The organism is Jonesia quinghaiensis DSM 15701 (assembly GCF_000423205.1).
In the GTDB taxonomy this organism is placed as follows: Bacteria; Actinomycetota; Actinomycetes; order Actinomycetales; family Cellulomonadaceae; genus Jonesia; species Jonesia quinghaiensis.
Genome location: NZ_AUHN01000004.1, coordinates 593,687 through 618,557, shown reverse-complemented (window position 1 = coordinate 618,557; position 24,871 = coordinate 593,687). Strand labels below are relative to the sequence as shown.

Genomic DNA, 24,871 nt, shown 5'->3' with positions numbered 1-24,871 from the left:
CGAAAATGCAAGGTCTGACATCCCGCCGAGTGCTCCCTACGAGTAGGGTAGCGCACCTGAGCGCACGGTTGGACAGTGCCCTATGGGTTGCAGTGGCCCCTCCTGAACCAGCACGGTCACATGAACCACACACCACTCCAGCCACAACACGGCGCAGTTCGATTTCGCCTGCAGATAGTGGTAGAAATGGAGGGTGCACAACCGCCGGTGAAACAACCGAAGGTTAGCGCGCGGATGTAGTTCAATGGTAGAACTTCAGCTTCCCAAGCTGATAGCGCGGGTTCGATTCCCGTCATCCGCTCCATCTCATGAATATTGCGGCCATCTTGGCAATCCCGCTTATTCAAGCGTGACATTTCTCCACAGAGTGGAATCACACAGCGTAGCCATTGCTGTTGCGCCCAAGCAGCCGCACAATGACTCCATGCGCTCTTTCTTCTCCTTCCCCAACCCAGTGAACGAGCTCGCAGCTCGAACTGTCGCTGCGGGTGTCGTGACGATGAGCGTCATCGCTCTACTTTTTCGAGTCGAACCGCTCGTGTGGGTCCTTGCTGCAGGTTTCATCGGGCGGCTCCTCGCCGGCCCACGCCTATCACCACTGGGGTTCCTCGCCCAACGAGTGATCGCGCCGCGCCTCGGCATGCCGCGCTTTGTGCCCGGCCCACCCAAAAGGTTCGCCCAAGGCATTGGTGCGGTGCTCACCTCGGCGGCAGTGATCTGCCTTCTCCTTGGCGCTGATACCGCTGCCTGGGTTCTCCTCACGATGCTCGTAGTCGCCGCGAGCCTTGAAGCGTTCGTGGGCTTCTGCCTAGGTTGCTGGATTTTCGGGTACCTGCAGGCGTGGGGCGTCATCCCTGACGACATTTGCGAGGCCTGCAACAACGTTGCGTTGCGCTACCCACAGAATCAGGATGCCATCGCGCAAGACCCGCGCCCTCGCTCCAACTAGCCCCACGCACCCACGCACCCACGCACCCACGCACCCACGCACCCACGCCGAGATCCTAGATTTCGGCGTGAGTTCCTTACCCCCGCATAGGATGTCAGACCGAGATCTAGGATCTCGGGAGACAGGCGGGGGTGAGACGGGCTGAAGTAAGGCGGGGTCGGCACGGGTGGGGCGTCGCTTATCCACAGCGACTGAGCACCTGTGGGCATCTGTGGATAGCTCCAAACGCGTCACACATGTTTCACCCGTTAAGGATCTTGCGATTCTGGGAACTCGCTGAGCAACACAACATGTTGTGGTTAGCGTTTCCACAGCCACGACATCTGCTGTGGATAGGGTGTGGATAACCCTGTGCATAGCGCCCCGCACCCACCTACACAAGCGGTGGAAAACCCCAATGTTGTGGACAACACTGTGGACAAGTCATGGGGTGTTTGCCGCAGGAACTCAAGCTTTCCACGGTTTTGGCGTGGCTTTCCACAGAACCATCCCCATGTTGTCCACAGTTATCCCCACACAATCCACAGACTTGCGACAGGCCTGTGGATAACTCTGTGAATAACCGTCCCTTACTACTGGGAAGGTAGCCGAATAAAACCGTCTGCGCTCAGCACTGTGCCAGTGCAGGCTTCCGTGAGGCGGCTTGTGATGAGTTGGACCGTAGGCACAATCCTCTTGCGAGTCATCACGTACAACATGTCGTGGTCACCTTCTTGCCCGGCCCCCACTGCAAGGGTGGGCTCAGGAATCCACGTCAGTGTGTAAGCAAACGGTCCGTACTCTCGCCATTCCAGCGCACGAAGCGCCAAGGGTTCTTCAACAATTCGGGTCAGGGACAAACTGATGGAACCGTCGTACTGTGTATCACCCACCACGGTGTAGCTAATGCCGTCTTCCCAAGGCCGGGTTGGTGCCACACGTAACCCTGCGTGTTGAAGGAATGCGGCAGCTCGAGTGGCCTCCAGCAAGGTGGGCGAGTAAAGGGTCGAGGTGATTTTTTCTAGCGGGTCAGGCGTGAACCGCATATCGTCAGTTATCGCTTCATGCATTGCGGCTACCCAGGCGCCAATATCAGCATGCGGGGCATCAAAAGCTGGTGCTGCGACACGGACACAGCTTCCGCCCCAGTGCCGCGACACTGCGGTAACCCATGCTTCGATGACACTGTTATCAGCTTCTGGGTCTTGTGCAAGAACAACAAAGATGTGTTGTCGGGTGCTGTTGTGGATGGGGTATCCGCCAATGATTCGGTACCCTGAAATGGTCCATTCGCTCACCGTGTCGTGGCCATCAGATTTCTTGGTGACACCGCGGAAGCGTGCGCCCACGAGTTGGTTTGCCCCAGCAAATGCAGATGCGTCGCTGCGCACTGTTGCATCCTCGAACCAGGCCCGGGCAGCAGAGAACATGTCAGTGCGCTGCGGGAGGTACATGAGATACGCGGTCATCTGCGGCCCTTCCGTCGAGTTCACAGCGTGATGTGACCATATCTCCGCAATGATTCAACCGTGTTTCGACGATGCTTCCGTTTTGTTCTCATTGAGCAAACAGCAGGCGTCTCATAGGACGTAGGGCCCACCGTTAAGTGACGCTTCTATGGCATGATGTCAGAATGCCGAAGATTATTGGGGGATCTCTCCACGAACACCGCGAGCAGACACGCCAACGACTCTTCACAGCTCTCGCCACGCTCATGGAAGAGCGCGGCTTTGACGCCATATCGTTTGCGGAAATCGCCCAAGCTGCCGGGGTGGGTCGCACAGCTGTCTACAACCACTTTGCCGACAAAGAAGCGTTGCTTCTTGGCTATATCCAGCACGAAACCACAAGTTATGTTGAGAATCTCCAACGGTCAATCCGCGACATTCGCAACCCCGTTGACAGGCTACGGGCCTACATTCAAGCCCAAGCCCGGCTCACCCGAGTATTCCACGTGACACCAGGAGTAGAGCTACGCAGCGTCCTATCTCGCGGTGCCGCACAACGCCTCCGCGAGCATGTCACGATCATCGAAAACACCCTCAAAGAGATCATCACCTCAGGGATTGAACTCGGTGAATTCCCTGAACAAGACATCGACACGACCGTCACACTGGTGAACTCTTGCCTCTCCGGCAAACTTTTCCCCGAGGAACAACCCGCCCGTGACCGCGTCATCGCAGCCACAGAACTCTTTGTCCTCCGAGCAGTTGGGGCACGCATTCCCGCGCCAACCGGCTTCCCGAAGCGCGCTCCCAACTGGGGATAACCACTACCCACTAGGCGGGCATCGGCATCAAAGGAAAATCAGCACACAGCCGATGCTCGTCTACTGTGTGGCACCGCTGCCACCAGCCCAGCAACCTCAGCAGGCTTACGCGCAATAGCGACCGCGCCAGCGTTCTCAAGCTCTTCAGGCTCCGCATAACCCCAGCGCACACCAACGGTGGGCAGCCCATGTTCGGCTGCACCAAGAACATCATGCTCCCGATCCCCGATCATGGTGATGCGGGCATCCCCTGGCAGTCCCGCTTCACTGGTACGCAGCGTCTCCAAAGCATGAGCAATAACCTCAGCCTTCGTTGAGCGCACGCCATCCAACGAAGCACCGCACACGGCTTCACAGAACTGATCCAACCCAAAGTGTCGGATGATCTGGCGGGCAAACACCTCAGGTTTCGACGTGGCAATAACCAAACGGTACTGCTGAGACAGACCCTCAAGCATGTCTCGCACCCCGGCGTACACCGAGTTATTCAGCATGCCACCGTCAACAAAAGCCACCCGGTAGGCAGACAAAAACTCTGGCATCAATTCAGGTGGCACACCGTGGCGTGCCGCCGAATCGTGCAACGGTGGGCCCACAAAAGACCGCAACTCCTCCATGGAGGGCACGGGCAGGAACAGCGTCTGGTACGCAAAGGTGATCGATTCGATGATCCCTGGCGCAGAATCCGTCAGGGTCCCGTCCAGATCCACCAGCAGTACATCGCGGAATGAACTCATAACAGGAATGTATGTCACGTTCGCCCGACGACAACCCCGGTGCGACCAATGTCACCCTAGGAGCGCAAGGTTTAACTCCCCATCGCCGTCATCCGAAATGCGAAGTGGAACACCCCAATCCTGCTGGGCAAGGTGACAAGCCGGAAATTCAATCGCCGGGTCAGCATCACAACTCGCCGCTTGGGCTGTGACGTGAAGAACACCCTGTGAAACCTCAGGATTAATGGAAAGTGTCCGAAGGAGCTCCACCGAATCCCCTGCCCCCTCAAGAAGAAGGTTCGCTGGGGTCGCCGACACACTCAGCCGCGTTGAGGGACCGTAGCGGTCATCGTACTTTTTGCCCGGAGCGGGGGTAAACACCACTTCCAACTGCACAGTGCCCGAACGAATATCGGACCGTGGACGTTGGGTTTGGTGAGCACCGGTATTGAGGATCTCCCCCACTAACTTGCCCGGCAACGACAATGCCGTGAGCTGGTGCGCGGCGGACTCCACCACAAGCAACGTCAACGACTCACCGTCATGTTGCACCACAATCCCCGACGGCTCAGCTAATCCTGTGGCCAAGGTACTCACCGTCCCAGCAACCGGGTCGATGCGCCGCACCGCACCGTTATACGTGTCCGCAACCGCAACAGACCCATCTGGGAGTACTGCAACATCAAGAGGGTGCTGGAACAGAGCCTGCGCCGCATCACCATCACGCAACCCGAAATCAAACAGGCCCGCACCAACGGCGGTGTGCGTGACGTTATCTCCATCAATCCACCGCACAGCGGACGTTTCCGAATCGGCAACCCACAGCCGCTCATCGTCAGCGTCGCCGGTCACTGCCAACCCTGAAGGTTGCGCAAACCACGCCTCATCAGCAGCGCCATCCACAAGGCCCTCATTCATGGTCCCAGCCATGTGCTGGCACACACCGGTCACCGGGTCAAACGACCACAACGTGTGGTTCCCCGCCATCGCAACAACAAACACCTGCCGCACCGGGGACCACATCACATCCCACGGTGACGTCAAACGCCCCTCATTCTCAAACCCGCCCACCATAAACTGGCGGCCATTCCCCGCCAGAGTGCGCACCACCCCAGACTCCAGGTGGATCCCACGCAACGCATGATTCACGGTGTCTGCAACAACAACGTCATAACCCACCTGCTCACGCAACGCTTGCGGAACAAGAGCTAACCCGTTGGGTTCGCTGAACTGCGCGGTAGTGGCATCGCCATCGACCAAACCGCGCACCCCGCTGCCGATGCGGCGGATCAGGGTGTGCGCATCGGCGGCAAGTTCCACCACACTGTGGTGGCCAGCATCAGCAACAAGAAAATGCCCGTTATCCAGCGCAACAGCTTTAGCTGGGAACTTCAGCACCCCAGCCGTGGATTCCGGGGGAACATACGGGCCAGACCCGCGGTGCAACGTGCCCTTCGCATCGTGCTCAGCAATGAGTTTGGCAACGATCTTCTCAATATTGGGGGCGTGCCCCTCACCTGCCATATGAGCCACGATGTAACCCTCAGGGTCAATCATCACCAATGTGGGCCAAGCGCGAGCGGTATATGCCTGCCATGTTGTGAGGTCAGGGTCATCAAGCACCGGGTGGTGAACCTCGTAGCGCTCCACAGCCGCCCGGAGTGCCACTGGATCAGCTTCATGCACAAACTTTGGCGAGTGAACACCAATAATCACCAGCTCATCGCGGTGCGCAGCCTCAAGTTCACGCAACTCGTCAAGAACGTGAAGGCAGTTAATACAGCAGAACGTCCAAAAATCGAGGATCACGATTTTGCCGCGGAGTTGCGCAAGGGACAGATCATGTCCCCCGGTGTTTAACCACCCACGACCAACCAATTCGCTCGCCCGCACCCGCGGTAAATCAGTGCGTGCCAAAGACTGTGAAGAAGACACTGGAGAAGTCACGTACCTAAGTCAACACCCGCAACGGGTTTCTGCGCATCTTCGATCCTGTGATGTGCACATCACCTCGAGCAAAAGCAGCCGATGCACGCCCACAGTTGGGTGAGAATCTGGGCGCCTAATCGTTTCAGATAGTGCACATCACACAAATTCACGGCAGGCTAGCAAGTGCCAGACCCGCCCAAAGACGCGTGGGTTGTGGCACCTTCAGCCAAGCAGCCCGCGCTTGTGCAGACGGCACACACCAACGACACCTGCTGTCAGCACAGGTCACCAACGGGCACAACCGGCTCGAGGCAGTCCGCAGAGCCAGCGACACAACAGATCAGCAAGATTCACAACACACAGCTCAGGGGGAAATATGGAAACGTGGTGGGCTTCATGGAAGCAAAAGTGGAAGAAAATAGCAGCCGGAGGAGCCGTCGCCGGTCTCCTGGCAGTCGGGGCAGTCACAACAGCTACCGCTCCAGCCCAGTCACACGGCGGGATGGTGTTCCCCGCAACACGCACCTACAACTGCTACCTTGACGGTCTAGCTGGCGGAAACGCCATCGGCCAAGGCGGCAACATGGTGCCAAACAACCCCATATGCCAAGAAGCCCTCGCATATTCCAACTACCCGTTCTACACCTGGTACGGGAACCTCTTACCGCTCGTGGCAGGCCGACACCAAGAAACCATCCCTGACGGGAAACTCTGCGGCCCAGGTATCCAATTCGACAAGTTCAACACCCCATCACCACACTGGCCCACCACCGCGCTGGAATCAGGTGACGACATCACCTTCCGTTACGCAGCGACCGTGCCACATCCAGGCTGGTGGTACCAATACATCACTAAAGAAGGATGGGACCCCAGTCAACCACTCGCGTGGGATGACCTCGAACTGTTCGATGAAGTCCTTGACCCACCCATCGTGAACGGGCCAACCGGACCTGAATATCAATGGGATGCCACACTGCCCGAACGCAGCGGACAACACCTCATTTTCTCCATCTGGGAGCGCACTGACTCACCCGAATCGTTCTACAACTGCTCCGACGTTGTTTTCCCCGGTGGGGATGGGGACGGAAGTGACGGGTCAGGGTCTGATGGATCAGGCTCAGATGGTGATGGTAGCGACGGGTCAGGTTCAGACGGCTCCGATGGCGATGGCAGCGACGGCTCAGGATCTGACGGCGATGGCAGCGACGGATCTGGTTCAGACGGGTCAGGATCTGACGGTGACGGAAGTGACGGTTCAGGTTCCGACGGCGGCCCGGCTGACCCCGCAACATGCGCGGTGCAGTTTGATGTGAACTCTTGGGGCGCAGGACACACCGCTGAGGTGACTGTCGCAAACAACACGATGGATGCCGTATCTGGTTGGGAACTGGCAGTGCGCTATTCCGGGTCGGAAAACGTCCAGCAGGCGTGGAATGCCACTGTCACCCAGACCGCTCAAACTGCCACGTTCCGTAACGCTCAATGGAACTCCACCATTGCGCACCACGGCACAGTGCAGTTTGGTTACCTCGCGCAGGGAGCACCAAGCGAACCGGAATCGGTTCTGCTCAACGGTGAACCTTGCGACATTTGGGAGTAACCCACTAACCCCGTGCGGGGTGGTGCCGACCGCCCCCACCCCGCACGCGCATCGGGCGCACTGAACGGCAAAGACCGGCGAGTTACGAGCGCGCGTCGCGTTCGGACATTTTTTGGAGCATGGCGTTGTAGTCGTCCAGTTCAGCGTCGCCGTATTCGTCGACTTGCCGGTCGCGGCGGCGCGCGATTTTGTCTTCGCTGCGCCCCCAGAGCACCGCCACGGTGATTGCGAGCGCCACTGTTGGGACTTCCCCAATTCCCCATGCGATGCCAGCGCCTGCTTGTTGGTCCACGATCGCGGGGTCGCCCCAGGCGCGTCCCATGTTGCCGAACCAGTCGGGGACCAGCAGCGCATCGGACGCCATGAGACTGACCCCGAAGAATGCGTGGAACGCCATGGTTGCGAGCAGGAGGAGGAGGCGTTGCGCGTAGCCGGGGCGGTTGGGGCCGGGGTCGACCCCCACGACGGCGTTAACGAAGAAGTACCCCACGAGGGAGAAGTGCACCACCATGAGGATGTGTCCCAGGTGGGTGGTGATCGCTAGGTCAAAGAGTGGCGTGTAGTAGAACAAAATCATGGACCCGGCGAAGTTGATGGCTGCCACTATGGGGTGGGAGAAGAACCGTCCGTAGCGTGAGTGCACGATGCCGAGCACCCATTCGCGGGGGCCGCGTGAGTTGTCGGTGCGGGCGGGTACGGCGCGCATCAGGAGGGTGACGGGGGCGGCTAGTGCCACGAAGATGGGCACCACCATGGCCATGAGCATGTGCATGAGCATGTGGGAGGAGAAGAGGATTTTGCCGTAGACGGCGGGGCCACCTGAAGTGATCCAGAACATCAGGACCATTCCGGTGCACCATGATGCGGTGCGGAGCCAGGGCCAGGCGTCGCCGCGGGCGCGTAGCCGCCACACCCAGCTGAGGTAGACCCATAGTCCCGCTGCGCAGGCCACGGCGAAGAGTACGTCGAGGCTCCATTGGGTGAAGTAGCGGGCGACGGTTGGTTCTGGGGGGAGTTCTGCGCCGGTGAGGAGGTAGGCGGGGCTCGGTGATGCGGGTGCGGTTTCTCCGACGGGTGGTTCTGATGCGCCAAGCGCTACGGACACCCCTGATACTGCGCCCATGACGATGAGTTCTACGGCGACGAGCCGCCAGAACAGTGCGGGAATGGTGCGGCTTTTTGTGGTGAGTTGGGTGACTACGCGGCGGCGGTGGAGGGCCCCGAGTGTGCCGAGCACGAGGAACAGCACTATTTTCGCTATGACAAGTTGACCGTATGTGCTGGTGAGGGCATCGGGTCCGCCAAGTCGGACCACGGAGTTGACGATGCCTGACACGGCAACCAGCGCAAAGCACCATCCGGCTATTGCTGAGTAGCGGCGCACGGTGTGGGTGAGCCATTGTTCTTTGCTGGGGGCGGCGAGGATGAGGATCGCGATCGCGGCGAGTGCGCCTATCCACAGGGCTGCGCCCACAAGGTGGAGGAACATTGCTGAGACGGCTAGTTCGTGGTTGTCGGTGCCTGCTGCGTGCCCCATGAGGGAGAGCAGGGTGAGGGGGGCGAGGGTGGCTACGAGGAGCCACATGCTCAGTACCGGTCCGGGGATGAACAGGGTGATGGTGGTGATGATGGCTGCGATGAGGGTGATCGCTAGGTGTGATTGACCGGAGGGGATTTGGGTGAGGTACACCAGCCATTGGTCACCGAATGCTGGGTCGGTGAGGGGGGTTCCTACAGTGTTGGCGCCTTGGAAGAGGAGCCGTGCTAGGGAGCTGAGTGTCCAGGCGACACCGGCCCATCCGGCTATGGCGACGGTGGTGCGGTATAGGGCGGCGTCGGGCCCTGCTGTTCGGTGTTTGCGGCGTGGTGTGCCCCCGCCAGGGATGATGAACACTGCGAGGGTCAGTGCGCCGATGACCACGGCGATGCTGAGTTCGCTGGCTAGGGTCGCTGCGGACACTCCCCACCGGACGAGGGGGCCGGGGTCGAGGATGCCTCGCGGGGCGAACGCGGCGGTGTAGGTGCCGGCGATGACGAGAGCCGCCGTGGCGGCGATGAGCGCACCACCGAATGCTGTCAGGAGGGTGCGCGCGCGGGTGTTTGATTGTGCTGCCACTCCTTTACTCTAGGGTGCTGAGCGGGTGGTGGGCGGGGTTGTGAAGAAACACATGGTGTGTTGTTCCGCTATTTTGCTGCTGCGATCACTGGCATACTTGTGCTCGGTATCCAAGGGGAAGGTCGTTTTCTGTGGCACGCGGTCAGGGCAACATCAGTTCAGAGGAACTCGCGCATGCTGGTTCTGTCGTTGGCAGGATTAATGCAATCTTCGATGCGAAGGTAGTGGGCCAGGAGGATTTGCGGGTTTCGTTGGTGTCGTCGCTGTTGGCTGGCGGTCACATTTTGTTGGAATCAGTTCCTGGTCTTGCTAAGACAACGGCGGCGGAAACGCTAGCTGCGGCTGTGGGTGGAACGTTCCACCGTATTCAGTGCACACCTGACCTGATGCCCAACGACATTGTTGGTACCCAGATTTATAACTACGGTACGGGGTCGTTCACTACCCAGTTGGGGCCAGTGCACGCGAACGTTGTGTTGCTTGACGAGATCAACCGGTCCTCAGCGAAAACACAGTCCGCGATGCTTGAGGCAATGCAAGAAAAGCAGACGACCATTGGCGGGCAGGAGTACCCTCTGCCCAACCCGTTCATGGTGTTAGCTACCCAAAACCCCATCGAAGAAGAAGGCACGTATGTGTTGCCTGAGGCGCAGATGGACCGGTTCCTCATGAAGCAGGTACTGACTTACCCAGAAGCCAGCGATGAGGTGGAAATCTTGTCGCGTGTATCCACTGGCGCACAAGACGCTCCGATCGAGTTGCCGCCTGTTGGGCTGCCGGACATCAAGCACCTGCAGCAACTTGTTGACCGGGTTTACGTGGATGATTCCATCAAGAGGTATATCGTCGCGTTGATCAACACCACACGTGGCGGCGGGCCGACTCCTATCCCTGGTTTTGCTGGGCAAGTTCGGGTGGGCGCATCCCCTCGTGGGTCGATTGCGTTGATGAGGGTCGCTCAAGCGTTGGCAGTGGCTGCCGGGCGCGCCTATGTTGTGCCCGATGACATCAAACTGATTCGTCACCGCGTGTTGCGCCACCGTATTGTGCGCACCTTCGATGCGATTGCCAATAATGTGCAGGTTGAAGACCTCATTGATGCCGTGTTCAACGCTGTTCCAGCACCGTAAGGCGCCTTCATGAGCACCCCGCAGGGCCGCGATATCAACAACACCGCACGGTTGGCGCAGATCCGTGCGCACATTGATCTTCCAGTGCTGAAACGTGCCGCTGGGTTGCTGGAGGGATACCACCGGTCAATTTTCAAGGGCCACGGGCAAGACTTCGATGACTTGTCGCTGTACTCCCCTGGCGATGATGTGTCGGACATTGACTGGAAATCTTCAGCCCGCGCTGGGATTCCCATTATTCGACGCTTCCAACAGCAATCGAACCTGTCCGTGGTGCTAGTCACGGACATCGGGCGCAATATGGCTGCAGTGTCCTCGGGGGGTGTCCCCAAGGGGGACACTGCCGTGTTTTTGGCTTCGCTCGTTGCGTATGTGGCCCGTGACCGTGGTGACCGGGTTGCGTTAGTTGCCGGGGACAGTGAACGTCTTATTCACCGCCCACCGCGAGCATCAACTCAAGACCTTGAGGTGATGCTCGCCCAATTAACCACCCTGTTTTCGGTGGATGCTCCTGCCGGGGATATTTCGATTCCGATTAAGAGGACACTGTCGCTGTTTCACCGTCGGTGTTTAGTCATTCTTATTACGGATGAAACCAGGCCAGCTCCTGAGCATGAAGAGTTACTGCGTCACTTGAAGGTGCGCCACGAAGTGCTCGTGCTTCAGGTTTCCGATGCTTCTCCGTTTGTTGGGGCTCGGCTCGGCGACGGACACACCGTACGTGACGTAGATCGCAGTCTGAATTTGCCGCCTTTTCTGTCGAAGCGGCTCAACATTCAAAGCGAAGCTGCCGACTATGTACGTCAGAGGCGCGCTCAAAGCGTTGAACTGCTACAGCGCAACGGCATAGTCAACGTTGTTATTGACTCTTCCCAGGACGCTATCGTCCGATTCACCGCCGCTGTACGCCGCCAAAAACACCTCAGCTAACCCAATCAAAGAATACTGACGCTTTAACGTGTCAGTGTTCGCCTAAACTTGACCCCTCTTCTGGCCGATAAGGATGGTGACTTGTACCCAACCGCCAGGGGGAAGCCATGGCTTTCGCACGCCTCAAGAGGTCAATCACCGTCGCCGTCAGTGCAGCTCTCGTCATCGTCGCCGGAGCAGTCACAGCGCCATCTGCGAACGCAGCACCAAGCATTGACACCACCAGGTCCCTCGCTTCCCTCGACTCACTCAGTCGTGGAGTCGTCGAAGAAACCAACAGAATCCGGGCAGCACGCGGACTATCCAAGCTCGCCGTCGCAGAGTACGCCACACAGGGCAGTGCGAAATGGGCGGGATTCCTCGCCAAAAACAACCTGCGCTCCAAGATGTACCACGACCCCAACCTGTACAAAACCACCGCCCGATCAGCAGCATCGTCCGTTGGTGAAAATATTCTTTACACCTCAGGATCAGCTGACGCCAAGAGATTCTTGCAAATGTGGATGGACTCCCCCGGCCACAAAGCAAATATTGTGCGCGGCCAATGGACCCACATCGCCGTGGCCTGGCAACGCAGCCCAGACGGCAAATACCTCTACATGGTTCAGCGTTTTGCCACCTACCCCAAGAAAAAAGTCGCTAAAACCGTTGCTCTGAAGGGTTACAGCACTGCATCGCAAACAGTTGCACGTAACACCACGCCCAAAAAGAACGTTGTCACGGTGGCTCCCCGCGCAGGGAAAGTCCAACTCCAACGACTCACCAACGGCAAGTGGAAAACAGTACGAACCTTCACCGTCAGCTCCTCAAACGGTCGCGCCACCGTGACGTACCCCAAACACACCAAAGCCGGAACCTACCGTTACCGTGTTCGTCACAGTGGAACATCCACCCACAAGGCCACAGTCAGCAAAACCAAAACCATCAAGGTTGTTAAAAAAGCCCAGAAAATCACTGGGTACAACGCCAAGAAACGCACCACGGTAGCGAAACGTGTGGCCGCCGGTAAAGACGTCATTGCAGTATCCACCAAGCGCACTGTTGCCCTGCAACAGAAAAAAGGAAGCCGCTGGGTCACCATCAAACGGTACAAGCCAAGCTCAAAAACAGGGCGCGCAACCGTGAAATACCCGGTCGTGACAAAAAAAGGAACCTACCAGTTTCGCCTCAAAGTTGCCGGAACCACGACCTACAAACCAGCCACTAGCAAGGTCAAGACCGTTCGCGTGAAGTAATCCACAACTGAACCACCCATACCCCTCATGGGGGTAAGGCCAAGTAGCATGGGCTAGGTGCACGCGCACCTAGCCCATGCTCATCCATTGACAAGGACTCACTTGGCTCTCGAGGAAATCATCGACCCAACGGCCTACCCAGCAATATGGCTGGTGGTCGCTGTTGTCCTTGCCGCCGTAACAATCGTGTGGCTATCTCTGATCCCCTACCTCACAAAACGTCGCGTACTTGCCCGCCACGCAAACGTTGTTGATGATCACCGGCAGTTCATGGCAGACCGCAGCCCCACCATGCGCGAGGTGTACCGTGACCGGATCACAGAACTCGCACAACAACGGGACACCGGGGCCATCAGCGACCGCGACCTGCACCAGCAACTAAGCACCATACTGCGTGAGTACACCCGCATCAGATTAGGCATCAACGCTGACACCATGGTGTTGTCGGACCTACAACGCCACCCTGCCACTGGCCCAGTCGCGACAGTGATTGCCCGATGCTACGACCCGGCATTCTCGCGGGAAGGTACCGCACACCACGATGACGGACAAGAAGACCCCACCAGCATCACCGTGCACGACGCACTCAACGTGGTGGAGCGCATCTAATGACTGACGCACTCAACGCAACCCGCGAACTCACCTGGCCATGGGTGATCCCCGCCTTCCTCGGGATAGCTCTCGCCGTCATCGTCATCACCATCCTGGTGCAACGACGCCGCGAAGCTGATACCCGCAGCGATGACAAAACCATCTGGGTCGCAAACAGCGACTACCTCAGTTCACTGCCATCATTCGCGAAGGAACGCCGCCGCTACCGTTTCTTCCAAGCCACCGGCATCCTCGTGACCGTCGGGGCATTATGCGCCGCAGCCTTCGTCACCGCGAAGCCCGTCGAAATCAAACAGGTTGACCCGCGCCTAGCCAACCGAGACATCGTGCTATGCCTCGACGTGTCAGGGTCCATGATCGCCTACGACCAAGAAATCGTGGACTTCTTCTCCACCCTGGCCGACAGCTTCCAAGGGGAACGCATCGCCCTGTCAGTTTTCAACTCCACCTCACGCCTCGTCTTCCCCCTCACTGACGACTACGCACTAGTCAAAGAACAACTCGAAGAAGCGAAAACAGCGCTAGACCCTCGGGTACTCGCCACCAGCCGACAAGACATCATCGACAACTACCTGTACTTCACCGCCGGAGCCAACGGATCAGTTGATGGCATGTCATCCCTGATTGGTGACGGGCTCGCGAACTGTTCACTACTGTTCGACACCGACTCTTCAGAAGAACGATCACGGTCAATCATCTTCGCAACCGACAATGACCTCCAAGGCGAACCGATCTACTCTCTTCAAGACGCCACTGACCTTGCACTGTCCCGCAACATCTCGCTCATCGGGTTGTACGGCGCCGGTGGTGGAGACGCCACCTCCGAACAAGAGTTCCGAGAGACCTTCACCGAAGCAGGGGGCATGTACTTCTTCAGCGACGACCCCGACTCCATCGACGCAATAATCAGCGACGTACAAGCGCAACAAGCCGTGCTATTCGACGCCGCCCCAATCATCACCACCACCAACGTGCTTGGCCCGTGGTACCTATGGCTCATCGTCGGGCTCATCGGATTCTTTGTGGTGCAACGGAGGATCAACGAATGACCTTCCAACCCCTTGCCCCCCTGCCAGCGCTCCTAATCGCTGTAGCCCTAGTCATCACCGGATTTGGCTACCTCATGTTCCGTGACCTCACCGGACCTGGGGTCACTCGCGCTCAACGGACACTGTGGTTCCGACGGTCGGTGATGGTGGTTCTTGCATCTTTTATCGCATTCGGGCCCTCCCGCCTAGAACTTGGCACAGAAGCTGCCAGCACCAACCTTGACGTGTACTTTGTTGTTGACCGCACAGGGTCTATGGCCGCCGAAGACTACGACGGTTCCTCTCCACGCCTCGACGGGGTGCGTGAGGACATGGCCACCATCCTGGACGAGCTAGCCGGTGCGCGGTTCTCTATCATCAGTTTTGACTCATCCGCGTCACGGCAGATGCCTCTGACCACCGACACCACCGCGATCCGCAACTGGGTGACCTCCCTCAACCAAGAGATCACCTACTACTCCGCCGGGTCCTCCCTCGAACGGGTATATCGCGAACTGGAGCGCACACTCTCCCAAGGAGCCGAGCGCAACCCACAAAACCAGCGGATCCTGTACGTGTTCACCGATGGCGAGAACACCACGGACACCCCACGCCCCACCTTTGAACCACTAGCCTCATACATTGATGGCGGTGCAGTCTTGGGATACGGCACAGAAGATGGCGGGCGCATGAAAAGTTATGACCCCTCCGGCTTCCAAGCTGACGACGAATACATTGTGGACTGGAGCACTGGTGACCCAGCGATCTCCCAAGCAGACCCCGCAGATATTGCCGCACTGGCCACAGAACTTGGTGTCCCGCACGTGATGCTCAATGAACAACAAGACCTCACCGACTTCACAGAAGGTTTTGACCCTGAACTCATTGTGTCCGAAGGGCGCAGAGTCGTGGAAATCCCTCAACTGATGATCTGGCCATTCACCGCTGCAATGAGCCTCCTCCTCCTGTGGGAACTGGCTTACCAAACGAGCCGCGCCGCACGAAAGGTGGGCTGACATGAGCCAGCAACCTCCACCACCACACGGTTTACCCGTACCCCCACCACCACACGGTTTGCCCGTACCCCCACCACCACACGGTTTGCCCGTACCCCCACCACCAGCATCAATACGGCCAACAGACCGCCCGGAGATCCGCGCCGACCTGAAAAAAACTCGACGTCGGTGGCTGCTCACCACACTGCCAGCAGTGGTCGCCGTTCTCGTCATCATCGGGTACATCGGCTCAGTTCTTTTGCCCACCTCCCTGGCAAACAGCGCCTACGTGGAAGGTGCTTACGACGCATCATTGCGCGATCACACATCGCTCACTAGCAAGTGGCGACCAATGGATAAATGGGTTGATTGGTACAACGCCGGGACAGCGGGCCTGCGTGCAGGTGGCTACTCCAAAGCACTTGAAGACTTCACCCAAGCACGTGAACTCGCACCCGAACTCCCCAACGACGAGACTCTCGCCGGGATCACCGAAGCAAACAACCTACCCCCGCTGTGCAAAATCAACCACAACCTTGCACTGACCCACGAGCAACTGGCCGACATTTCATTCACCGAGGGAGAACCACTCTTCGAAGAGTTCCTCACTCTCATTGAGAAAATTGAACGCGTCGAGATCCGCGAATACGTTGAACTAGCCGAACGAATCAACGACCTGCGCACCTCGGCCACACCAGTCTTTGAAGAAGCCCTCGAATCATTCACAGCAGCCCGTGACATTCGCGCTGAAACTGCCTGCCCCGACCTCACCGGGGCAAGCGCGCGACTCGACGAACGCATCGCGCGCACAGAAGAGATCCTCGAGCAACTACGCACCACGGAAACGCCCCCTCCCCCCATGGACGAGGAACCCGAACCAGAAGAGCCTGAAGAAGAACCTGCCGACCCAGGCGACTCTGAGGGCGACGAGCCTGAACAACCAGAAGAAGAAGAACCTGCCGACCCAGGCGACTCTGATGGCAACAACGAGGAAGACCCGCAAGACGGCGAAGGCGATGCTGACCCCGGCGAGGGTGAAAGTGAAGAAGAGACACCATCACCTGCAGAAGGCGAAGAAGACCGGCAAGCTGAACTCGAAGAACGCAACCGAGCCGGTCAGCAAGAACGCGAAGAAACTGAAGGCTACCTCGGTGGCGGCTCCGGGGCGAACAACAAACCCTGGTGATCCCACACGTGGGCTTCACCAAGGAGCCGGAGAAACGCCCCATGCTCCTCCATGCCATAACCATCCAACGGGAGCGCCTCAAGCAGTGCGGGGCTATACACCACAAATGCTGAATGTTGCCCCCGCGAAATAGAAACATTCAAACGATTTCGGTTCCGGACAAACTCCAGACCACGAGGGGCATCATCCGCCGATGACGTCGTCAACGACAACACCGCGATAGGGGCCTCTTGGCCCTGAAACTTATCAACCGTCCCCACCCGCACATCAGACAAACCAGCGCGGTCAAAAACACTGCGCAGCAACTGCACCTGCGCGTTATATGGGGCCACAACAATGACATCACCGGGTTCCACCGGGCGCTGTGGCTCTCGCTCATCAGGCTGCCACGCCCGCCCAATGAGGTGGCGGATCAACGTAACAATCGCATCGGCCTCTTCCGCACTCGACCCCACATTCCCCTCATGCGGGAGCGCAACCCCATACAAGCCAGGGGCTACCCCTTCCACAAACCGCTGAGCTGTCTGCGGAACAGAACGCAACCGGCCGCTGTACGACAACTGCGACACCGGGGCGGTCAGGTCTGGGTGCATACGCCACGTCTCATCAAGGAAAAACCCGCGATCCGGCGGCAGAATCGCCGCACCATCCACCAGCCACGCAAGGGCAGACTCATCAATAGGTTCCGGGTGAACACCCTGACTGACCTGCGGCAACTGTTGCGGATCCCCCAACAAAAGCACCCGACGGGTCGCATGAGTCACCGCCAAAGAATTAGCTAACGAATACTGCCCGGCCTCATCAATAACAACAAGATCCCACCCATCTTGCGGCGCAAAATCATCACGCGACAACTGCCACGCAGTGCCCCCCACAATGACACCCTGCGTGGAGTTCTCCTGATAAAACCCCCCAATCTGGGCTGGCTCAACGGCAGTAATCCCCTGTGGCAGTTCCCCACCCGCCGGGGCTTTCTTCGCGATGCGCCCCTCAAGGTCAGGGCTGCGTTTCAGCACCGCTGACAACACATTCTCAATCACTGCGTGCGACTGAGCGACCACCGCAATATTCCATCCTCGACGCGCAAGAGAAGCAATAATGTGCGACGCCACATATGTTTTCCCCGCACCCGGTGGCCCTTGAACAGCGACCACCGCAGGGTCATCACGTTCAAGGCACGCCGTTATCGCGCTGGAACGTTCTGGGAAATCCGCGAGCGCAATGGTGCTTCCCTGGCGTAGCAGCAGCCGGGTGCGCGCGGTGTCCGGTAGCGTTTGGGCTTGGTCTAGGGCGTCGGCGATATTGACCGCGAACGCGTGGAGTTGGGCGTCAATAGCGGCAGTGCTGATGGGGGCTGGTGGGGCCAGCCCCACCGGAATATCTGTGAAGGGCTCGACGCCTTTGGGGAGTTTCTCGGTGATTGTCACGGCGGCTCGTGAGGGGCGCACCTGGTCTGGGGCGACATCGGTAATTTCTACGGAGGATGAGTTCCACGCCCGCATGGCCGTTTCTGAGGTTTTCAAACCGAGCGGGGCTGGGCTGTCATACACCGTGTACACCTTGGTGCCTTCGGTGAGTTTGTTACCTGGCTGTAAGTCACCCGTGAGGTGCAAGGTGCGGGTCAGCGCTGAGCGTGCAGTTGGCCGGTGCCAGTCATCTAGCACCTCACCTCGCGCAGCGACAAATGTGTCGCCACCGCTCCATTCGTCGACTGGGTCGGCGAGGCGCGCAAAGTGGGACCACCAGTACTGTTTGTTTTCCCGGCGGTTGTAGTCAATTCCTGCCCACGCCATGCGGGCGACCGTGAGTTCTGGTGGTTCGGGGGTGTTCGGGTTGGTTGCGAGGCTGCTGTGCCAGGCGTGTGTGAGGGTGTCGATGTGAGTGCGCAACCGGGCGGCGACGTGTGGGGCGCTGCCAGGTTCGGGGGCGTCGGCGGGGTTCAGTGAAGGCGTTGACAGGTCCAGCCCGTCAGGGTTGTCCCCCGCAGCGGTGAGGGTTTGGGGGCGGCGCCACGTGATGTTGTGTTCATCTGCGAGGTCTATGAGCCAGTGGTACAGGTGGTAAGTGGAGGCGCAGTCGTAGTGGTTGTAGTCCTCGATGAGGCGCAACCGGTTGGTGAAGGTGGTGTGGTCTCCGGCGTCGCGAGCTGATCTGGCTTCTGCGTATTCAACGATCGAGTCCCCGGCGTTGGTGACTCCTTCACGCAGTGCACCGAGGCGTTGCGCGTAGAAGGGTTCAAGTTTTTTGATCGAGAGCGATGTCCCGGAGGTGCGCAGCGCCCCGCGGACAACGGCGTACAGGTCAACAAAAACTCCTGCGCGTAGGAGTGCATCAAGTTCATCTTCGCGGGTGGCGTGCCGCACGGCGAGGCGTTTCAGTGCGGCGGTTTCGTAGGGGGCGTAATGGTAGACGTGCATGTGCGGGTGGGTGGTGACCCGGTTGGTGAGGTAGTCAATGAACTGTTCGAAAGCGTGGCGTTCTTCGGTGCGTGAGTGCGCCCATAAGGCCTGAAACTCGGGCTGGCCGTTGGCTCGGAGGGTGCGGGTTGTCCACCCGAAGAGGTATTCCAAACCCCAGTCGTGGGAACCGGGTTCAGTGTGGAGGGGGTCGCCTTCAAAGTCGAAGAAGATGTCACCCTCGTCTGGGTTTCGCAGCAGCGTGAAGGGCGCTGGGTCGATGATCCGTAATAACCCTGGTGGTGGCGTGTTTTCACCGTCGCGGTACAGTGCCGCTTGGGCTGCAAGGCGGGTCAGGGTGCGTTGGTTTATGCCGATGCGCGAGGCGTCTTGCGCTGACACGGTGAGGTGTGGGTTGGTGGGTTCTGGGTGCAGTGTCGCTAAAGCGTCCACGGTGGTGATTCCGGCCCGGTGCAGGCGGGCGCGGTGGGTGGTGGTCACCCCCATGGCGAGCAGCACATCGCGGGCGGGGTGCAGTTGTTGGTCGCATTCGGCGCATCGGCCACACGTTGTCACTCCGGGTGGAGGTTGGCCGGGTTCCCAAGTGACTGGCGCATCGGGAGTGCGGGTTTCCATGAGGTGTTGGTAGCGCTCACGCAGTCGCCGCCAAATTGGCGCAATATCTGTCACGGAGTGGCTGGTGGTGGTTCCTGACCCCAACATGAGGTGCCCGATGCGGGAGATGGGGAGGCCAGCACGGGTCAGGGCGTCAGCGTACGCGGTGATTTGGAGGATCGCGGTGGGTTGCGCTGTGCGTGAGAGTTTCGAGTCACACAGCGCATAAGTGCCGTCGGGTTGCCGGATGAGGAAGTCCGCGCGACCCCGTAACGGACCATCAACGACAGGCAGTTGGTAAATGACGTTCACACCGTCTGTGATGGCGCGTTCCACGATGTCAGGCAGGTCAACGGGGTCAAGAGTGTCGCAGTTCAGAAGCCCACCAGGGCTACCTGGGGTCCACGTGCCGTGTTGGGTGAGAAGTTCTTCAAGGGTGGTGCGTTCGAAAGTGTCACCCAGTGTGGTGAGCCGCTCCGAGAGGGCATCATGATGCGTTGGGCAATCGGGGGCCTCGCACTGTTGGGCTGTTCTTGCGCCGCAGGGCGGCAACCGCCACCCTTGCCGCAACTCGAAGCGGCGGATGGCCGCATACTCGCATCGGGCTGCCGTGACGAGGTCCGTCACCGTGTAGGTGAGGGGGTGGGTGGTCATACGGCGCTCCTGAGTGTGTTGCGTTACTTACGGCTATTCGGTACGGGGTGCTGTTAGGTACGTGCTGCTGTTTGATGCGTTGCGTGCGAGTGTGCGTTAGTGCGAGTTCTACCGTACGTCTCTGACATGGGCTGTGGCATTCTCCAGCGACACAACACTCCCTCACCACCACGTCTCCCCCGCGTCACACACCACGTCATGCCTACTTCCCACTCCCTCATGCCGAGATCCTAGATGTCGGCATGAGATCCTCACCGTGGACAAGGATCTCAGTGCGAGATCTAGGATCTCGGCGGAATAGGGGTATCGGGGGAATAGGGAACTCGGGGAGCGCTGGAAGGGTACAGGGATCAGGTGGGGAGTTGAGCCGCTACTCGCCCCGCAGCGCCCGTGAAATAATCGCGGCTGCACAGTTCACCCCACTGCGGGCATCAACCGTGCACCTGTTTTGCCCGTGACCGGCTCCTACACTGGTCAGGCACCACGTAGTGGTGCGTAAGGGCACAAGCATCGAAAGGGCCTTGTGACTGCTTTCCGCGCAGAACTCACCAACCGTTACGTTGTGGTGTGGTGCATCCTGATTACCGTGTTGTGGTGTGTCACCCCGCAATTACTATCCCAACGATCGTGGTCAGGCCTACTCGTCTTTACTGAACTCTTCGGCGCCGTACCGGCAAGTATCGCTGCAGCGTGGGCGTCAGCGACCGTTATGGGCGAACGCACCACTCGCACAATGGCCATACACCAGGTGCTTAGTGTGCGCAGCCACCGCGAACAGTTTGTCCCCATATTTTTGGCGCACGTTTTACTCTTCGCCATCACGCCGATGCTCGTCGCCGTGACAGCGACAGTGGCAACTCAGCCTTTTTCCACAGCAGCCGTACACCCGGACATGTGGATCTTCTACACCATTGCGTTGATATTTATGATCACGGCAGTTGCGATTGGCCACCTTGCCAGTGGTCTCACCGCACTATCCGCTTTCGCTGGGGTGCTGTCATTTTGGGCGATGTTCCCTCTCGCCCTATACCACCGCATGCCCGTGTTAGCTCTCGCACCGTATACAACCGTGAACCCGTGGTTCTACGCCATCACGAGCTGCGGAATTGTGTGCGTCATCGTTGGGGCGTACTTTTCCTCACGCCTGCGGTATGAACGGCACAGCCCGACACTCGCGTCCCGCGCCCGGTCAATCACCGTGACTCTGATCATCATTGCGGCGATTTCCTTCACTGTCGCGGCTCTCGCACAACCGCAAACAGTGTCCATTACCCGCACCGCTGAGCAGGCACACACCAGCATTTCCACTTTTTCCACCAAGGACATCCCCGCGTGAGTAACTACCTTGCTATCCCAACACACAGCGCACCACTTGGGCGCGACATTCACCTGCGTGACATTGTTCATGTAGAAAATGGTGACGTCGTCCTCGACATCGAAGAGGCGACTATTACCCCCGGTGTGACCGCAATTGTGGGGCCACACCACACACACGCATCGGCGCTATTACGGGTGCTATCCACCCTCGAAGAACCCACCATGGGCACCGTCACTGTAGGTGGCGTGCCCTTCGGCGGCCGCTCAACAGCGACATCCCACCTCACCAGTGGCACCCCCGCCCTAGGCGGGGCGCTGACCGGCGGGCAAACGAGCAGTGAACCGGGCGGTTCAGCAGCGTTGGCGCGGCTACGGTCACGGATCGGATATGTTCCCACTGACGTGTCCATCGACCACACCACCTCCATCGCTTCGCTCGTCACCAACGCGGCCTGGTTACGTGGACTCAACGGACACGATGCCCGCGAAGCCGCACGCACAACCCTTGACACGATGGGGCTCACCTCAGTCCACAACAAGCGGGTGCGCTCAATAGCTCGGATACGCAAAAGCAGAATTCGTGACAACCCGGCACGCCGACACGGGGCAAACGCCGACCGACGCGCCCGCACCGCACTCGCCATGGCGTGTGTTGCGCAACCAGCTTTCGTTTTCCTCGACCAACCAACCCGGTGGCTGCTCAACCCAAGCGAACAGGACAACTACCTGCAACTGATTCGCCACACCGGTGCAGGCACCGTCCTCATCAGCACGAACAACATTCACGAAGCTGCCCAATTCGCCGACCACATCATGGTGCTCAACGAAGGTCGCATTCTCGCCCATGACACCGTGCAAGGTTTCGTTGACAGTGCACCAGTAGGTTACGAAGAAGACACCCCACTCGACGCCGCATACCAAGCAGCCCTAGCGAGCGCCTACTAACCGCCCAAACGCTCAACCTTTTGCCGCGCCTACGACAACGCATCAGGATGCACTAGGCCGCTGACGTCACAAGTTAGTCGACGCCGTCACCCCAAGAAACGCCAACACGGCAAGCACCCGGCGGTGATCATCATGCCCAGGATGCAAATCAAGGCGCGAAAAAATCGCTGTCACATACTTTTCAACCGTTCCCAACGACACACACAGTTGATGAGCAATCGCGGTATTAGTGCGCCCCTGCGCCATCAGTTCAAGCACCTCGCGCTCCCGAGGAGTCAACGTTGACATGACATCGCGCTTAGTTGACGCCCCAATGAATCGCCGCAACACCTCCGGGTCCAACACGGTGTCCCCCGCCGCAACCCGCTCCAACGCACCCAAAAACTGGTCCGCCTCAGCCACCCGATCCTTCAAGAGATACCCCAACCCGTCCGGCTGCCCAGCAAACAACTGCGACGCATAAAACGCCTCAATGTACTGAGACAACACCAAAACGCCGATGCCCGGGGTGCGTTGACGCAACTCAAGGGCCGCAATAATTCCCTCATTGGTGAAGGTGGGTGGCATGCGAACATCCATAATGACCACATCCACCGGGGTGCTCTTCAGCCCTGCCATAAGTGTTGGCACATCAGCGGCACTGACATCCACGGTGTGCCCCCGCCCAGTCAAAAATTCTGTGAGGGTCAACCGCAAGATCGCTGAATCTTCAGCCAGGGCAAGCCTCATTGAGCCACCGGCGAATGGCGAGGAAGTCGCACCGTCACAACAGTTGGACCACCAGCAGGCGAATCAAGGTCAAGAGTGCCATTCATACGTGACACCCGGCGAGCCAACCCCACCAACCCCGTCCCTGTGCCGTCAACGCCACCAATATGGGCACCCCCACAACCGGAATCACTGACCTTCACCACCACATCGTCATCGTGTGTGTAAGCAATCACCCGAGCACGGGTAACACCAGAATGCTTCGCCACATTCGTCAGCAACTCCGCGACACAATGATAAATCGTTGCCTCCACAACAGGAGCAATACCATCCGGAATATCATGGTCAAGATCCACCGCAACAGCACTATTCGACGCCAACGACAACAACGCTGGGCCAAGCCCAGCATCAAGAGCCGACGGGTGAATCCCCTGCACAAGTCCCCGCAAATCCGTCAACGCACTCTTCGACGTAGCGTGAGCCGACGCAATAATGTGCTCCACCGCCTGCCCCTGCTCCCCCGCAGCCAACCGATCTTTTGCATCGCCAAGCTTCATCGCAATAGCAACCAACTGCGCCTGCGTGACATCATGCAAATCACGTTCAATAGAACGCATCTGATCACTCGTTTCCTCCATCGCGCCAAACTGTTCCTCCTGGAACTGCTGCTGTTGACGGCTCACCGCAGTAGGCCCAAGCAACCCGGCAGCAAGCGCAGCCTGGCCGCGCGCCAACCCGTTATTCACAGCAGGCCACACAAACACCGTGAGCAACACGCCAACAACTGTCATCACAGCAACCCGCTCCGGGGTGTCCATGAAGAAAGTTCCATTGAATTGCGCACCGCGATGAAAAGACCCATCCGATGCTTGTTGCAGAGGCAGAAAGCGGTACCACAACGCGTAAGTCGCCCCACCAAAACCCAACGCCATCACTGTGACAGTGGCAATAAACGTGAACATCGACGTAATGAACGTCAAAAACATGAACAACAATGCACGCCAACCGGCACTATCCATCAAACCGGATTTCAAAAACCCGCCAAAACCCCTCCTGCGGCGCAGTGGCGCCGGGGCCGGGATATCCGTGCCAACCAGGTTGTTAGTGAGTTGGCGGTAAAACTCACCAATTCCGCGTGCACCCAAAATCATGCCCGCGGCGATGATGAGCCCCAACGTAAGAATCGCCAGAGAAAGCCCCAACGACACTGCTGTCACGACGTAAACAAACGCGAGCGGCCCAAGAAATAGCAACACCGTGTGATAAGCCAACGCTTTCCACGTGGCAGGATCAAACAACGCTCCCACCCCACCGCGCGGAGAAACCGCGCGCTGTGGCTGTGGTTGTGGTTGTGTTTGGGAATGCGGCGGCAGTTGCGGCTGCGGTTGTGTTAGCGGTTGCGTTTGCGGCTGGGACCCAGTCGCGGATGTCGACGGCTGCGTGGGCGTGCTCGCGGGCGGCCTCTGCTGTGGATTGCGCACAGTTGGCGCCTTAGCGCCAGCAGGTGAAGCCTGGGGATCTATTGTGGTCATGAGTTCATCCTGTCAGCAGGCTACCAGCCG

At 58.8% G+C, this 24,871-nt stretch carries 19 protein-coding genes and 1 tRNA gene; 13 read left to right on the top strand and 7 right to left on the bottom strand.

The genetic code is table 11. The annotated features are described in order from the left end of the window. Positions 1-230: 230 nt before the first annotated feature. Positions 231-304 (top strand) — tRNA-Gly (locus tag G538_RS0102965). 120 nt (positions 305-424) lie between these two features. Beyond that, positions 425-949, top strand: a complete 525-nt coding sequence (locus tag G538_RS0102960; protein WP_029068137.1) for a DUF4395 domain-containing protein — start codon at positions 425-427, stop codon at positions 947-949. A gap of 572 nt (positions 950-1,521) precedes the next feature. Here G538_RS0102960 and G538_RS0102950 read toward each other — a convergent pair. Continuing rightward, positions 1,522-2,397 (bottom strand): hypothetical protein, encoded by an 876-nt coding sequence (locus G538_RS0102950; protein WP_029068136.1) that lies wholly within the window; start codon positions 2,395-2,397, stop codon positions 1,522-1,524. A 164-nt stretch (positions 2,398-2,561) separates the two neighbouring features. Between G538_RS0102950 and G538_RS0102945 the strand changes: the two genes are divergently transcribed. Further along, on the top strand, positions 2,562-3,197 hold the full coding sequence (locus tag G538_RS0102945; protein ID WP_029068135.1) for a TetR/AcrR family transcriptional regulator: 636 nt from the start codon (positions 2,562-2,564) through the stop codon (positions 3,195-3,197). A 38-nt stretch (positions 3,198-3,235) separates the two neighbouring features. Here G538_RS0102945 and G538_RS0102940 read toward each other — a convergent pair whose 3' ends face one another. Both G538_RS0102940 and G538_RS0102935 read right to left on the bottom strand, forming a co-directional pair. Then, the gene (locus G538_RS0102940) at positions 3,236-3,934 is read right to left on the bottom strand and encodes an HAD hydrolase-like protein (RefSeq protein WP_029068134.1); all 699 of its coding nucleotides are present in this window, start codon (positions 3,932-3,934) and stop codon (positions 3,236-3,238) included. Between the two features lie 51 nt (positions 3,935-3,985). After that, positions 3,986-5,860, bottom strand: coding sequence for an NHL domain-containing thioredoxin family protein (locus G538_RS0102935; protein WP_245566771.1), 1,875 nt, complete (start codon positions 5,858-5,860; stop codon positions 3,986-3,988). 358 nt (positions 5,861-6,218) lie between these two features. On the opposite strand from G538_RS0102935, the gene G538_RS17670 reads away from it, so the two are divergent. Further along, entirely contained in the window at positions 6,219-7,442 is a 1,224-nt protein-coding gene (locus G538_RS17670; protein WP_084618005.1) for a lytic polysaccharide monooxygenase, read from the top strand. A gap of 82 nt (positions 7,443-7,524) precedes the next feature. Here G538_RS17670 and G538_RS14800 read toward each other — a convergent pair whose 3' ends face one another. After that, entirely contained in the window at positions 7,525-9,558 is a 2,034-nt protein-coding gene (locus G538_RS14800) for a bifunctional copper resistance protein CopD/cytochrome c oxidase assembly protein (RefSeq protein ID WP_051196501.1), read from the bottom strand. 131 nt (positions 9,559-9,689) lie between these two features. On the opposite strand from G538_RS14800, the gene G538_RS0102920 reads away from it, so the two are divergent. The 7 genes from G538_RS0102920 (at position 9,690) to G538_RS18200 (ending at position 16,674) form a co-directional block, all read left to right on the top strand. Continuing rightward, positions 9,690-10,688, top strand: a complete 999-nt coding sequence (locus G538_RS0102920; protein WP_029068131.1) for an AAA family ATPase — start codon at positions 9,690-9,692, stop codon at positions 10,686-10,688. 9 nt (positions 10,689-10,697) lie between these two features. Continuing rightward, positions 10,698-11,618: a DUF58 domain-containing protein gene (locus G538_RS0102915; RefSeq protein WP_245566770.1), complete on the top strand. Its 921-nt coding sequence runs from the start codon at positions 10,698-10,700 to the stop codon at positions 11,616-11,618. Between the two features lie 107 nt (positions 11,619-11,725). Continuing rightward, complete coding sequence (locus G538_RS0102910; protein WP_029068129.1) at positions 11,726-12,853, top strand: CAP domain-containing protein; 1,128 nt, start codon at positions 11,726-11,728, stop codon at positions 12,851-12,853. 87 nt (positions 12,854-12,940) lie between these two features. Then, on the top strand, positions 12,941-13,462 hold the full coding sequence (locus G538_RS0102905; protein WP_157544274.1) for a hypothetical protein: 522 nt from the start codon (positions 12,941-12,943) through the stop codon (positions 13,460-13,462). After that, positions 13,462-14,514, top strand: coding sequence for a vWA domain-containing protein (locus G538_RS14795; RefSeq protein ID WP_051196500.1), 1,053 nt, complete (start codon positions 13,462-13,464; stop codon positions 14,512-14,514). The genes G538_RS0102905 and G538_RS14795 overlap by 1 nt, the downstream gene beginning before the upstream one ends. Beyond that, complete coding sequence (locus tag G538_RS14790; protein ID WP_051196499.1) at positions 14,511-15,509, top strand: vWA domain-containing protein; 999 nt, start codon at positions 14,511-14,513, stop codon at positions 15,507-15,509. The genes G538_RS14795 and G538_RS14790 overlap by 4 nt, the downstream gene beginning before the upstream one ends. A gap of 1 nt (position 15,510) precedes the next feature. Next, entirely contained in the window at positions 15,511-16,674 is a 1,164-nt protein-coding gene (locus G538_RS18200) for a hypothetical protein (RefSeq protein WP_029068127.1), read from the top strand. On the opposite strand, the gene G538_RS14785 is transcribed toward G538_RS18200, so the two are convergent. Continuing rightward, positions 16,632-20,339 carry a TM0106 family RecB-like putative nuclease gene (locus G538_RS14785; protein WP_051196498.1) on the bottom strand — a complete coding sequence of 1,236 codons (3,708 nt, stop codon included), beginning with the start codon at positions 20,337-20,339 and terminating at the stop codon, positions 16,632-16,634. The two genes, G538_RS18200 and G538_RS14785, sit on opposite strands and share 43 nt — an antisense overlap. 523 nt (positions 20,340-20,862) lie before the next feature. Here G538_RS14785 and G538_RS0102880 point away from each other — a divergent pair. Together G538_RS0102880 and G538_RS0102875 are read left to right on the top strand one after the other, a co-directional pair. Then, positions 20,863-21,675, top strand: a complete 813-nt coding sequence (locus G538_RS0102880; RefSeq protein WP_029068126.1) for a hypothetical protein — start codon at positions 20,863-20,865, stop codon at positions 21,673-21,675. Further along, entirely contained in the window at positions 21,672-22,601 is a 930-nt protein-coding gene (locus G538_RS0102875; protein WP_029068125.1) for an ATP-binding cassette domain-containing protein, read from the top strand. The genes G538_RS0102880 and G538_RS0102875 overlap by 4 nt, the downstream gene beginning before the upstream one ends. A gap of 66 nt (positions 22,602-22,667) precedes the next feature. On the opposite strand, the gene G538_RS0102870 is transcribed toward G538_RS0102875, so the two are convergent. Both G538_RS0102870 and G538_RS14780 read right to left on the bottom strand, forming a co-directional pair. Continuing rightward, positions 22,668-23,330: a response regulator transcription factor gene (locus G538_RS0102870; RefSeq protein ID WP_029068124.1), complete on the bottom strand. Its 663-nt coding sequence runs from the start codon at positions 23,328-23,330 to the stop codon at positions 22,668-22,670. Beyond that, a complete protein-coding gene (locus G538_RS14780; RefSeq protein ID WP_084618002.1) occupies positions 23,327-24,841 on the bottom strand; it encodes a sensor histidine kinase in 1,515 nt (504 codons plus the stop codon). The genes G538_RS0102870 and G538_RS14780 overlap by 4 nt, the downstream gene beginning before the upstream one ends. Positions 24,842-24,871: the final 30 nt, after the last annotated feature.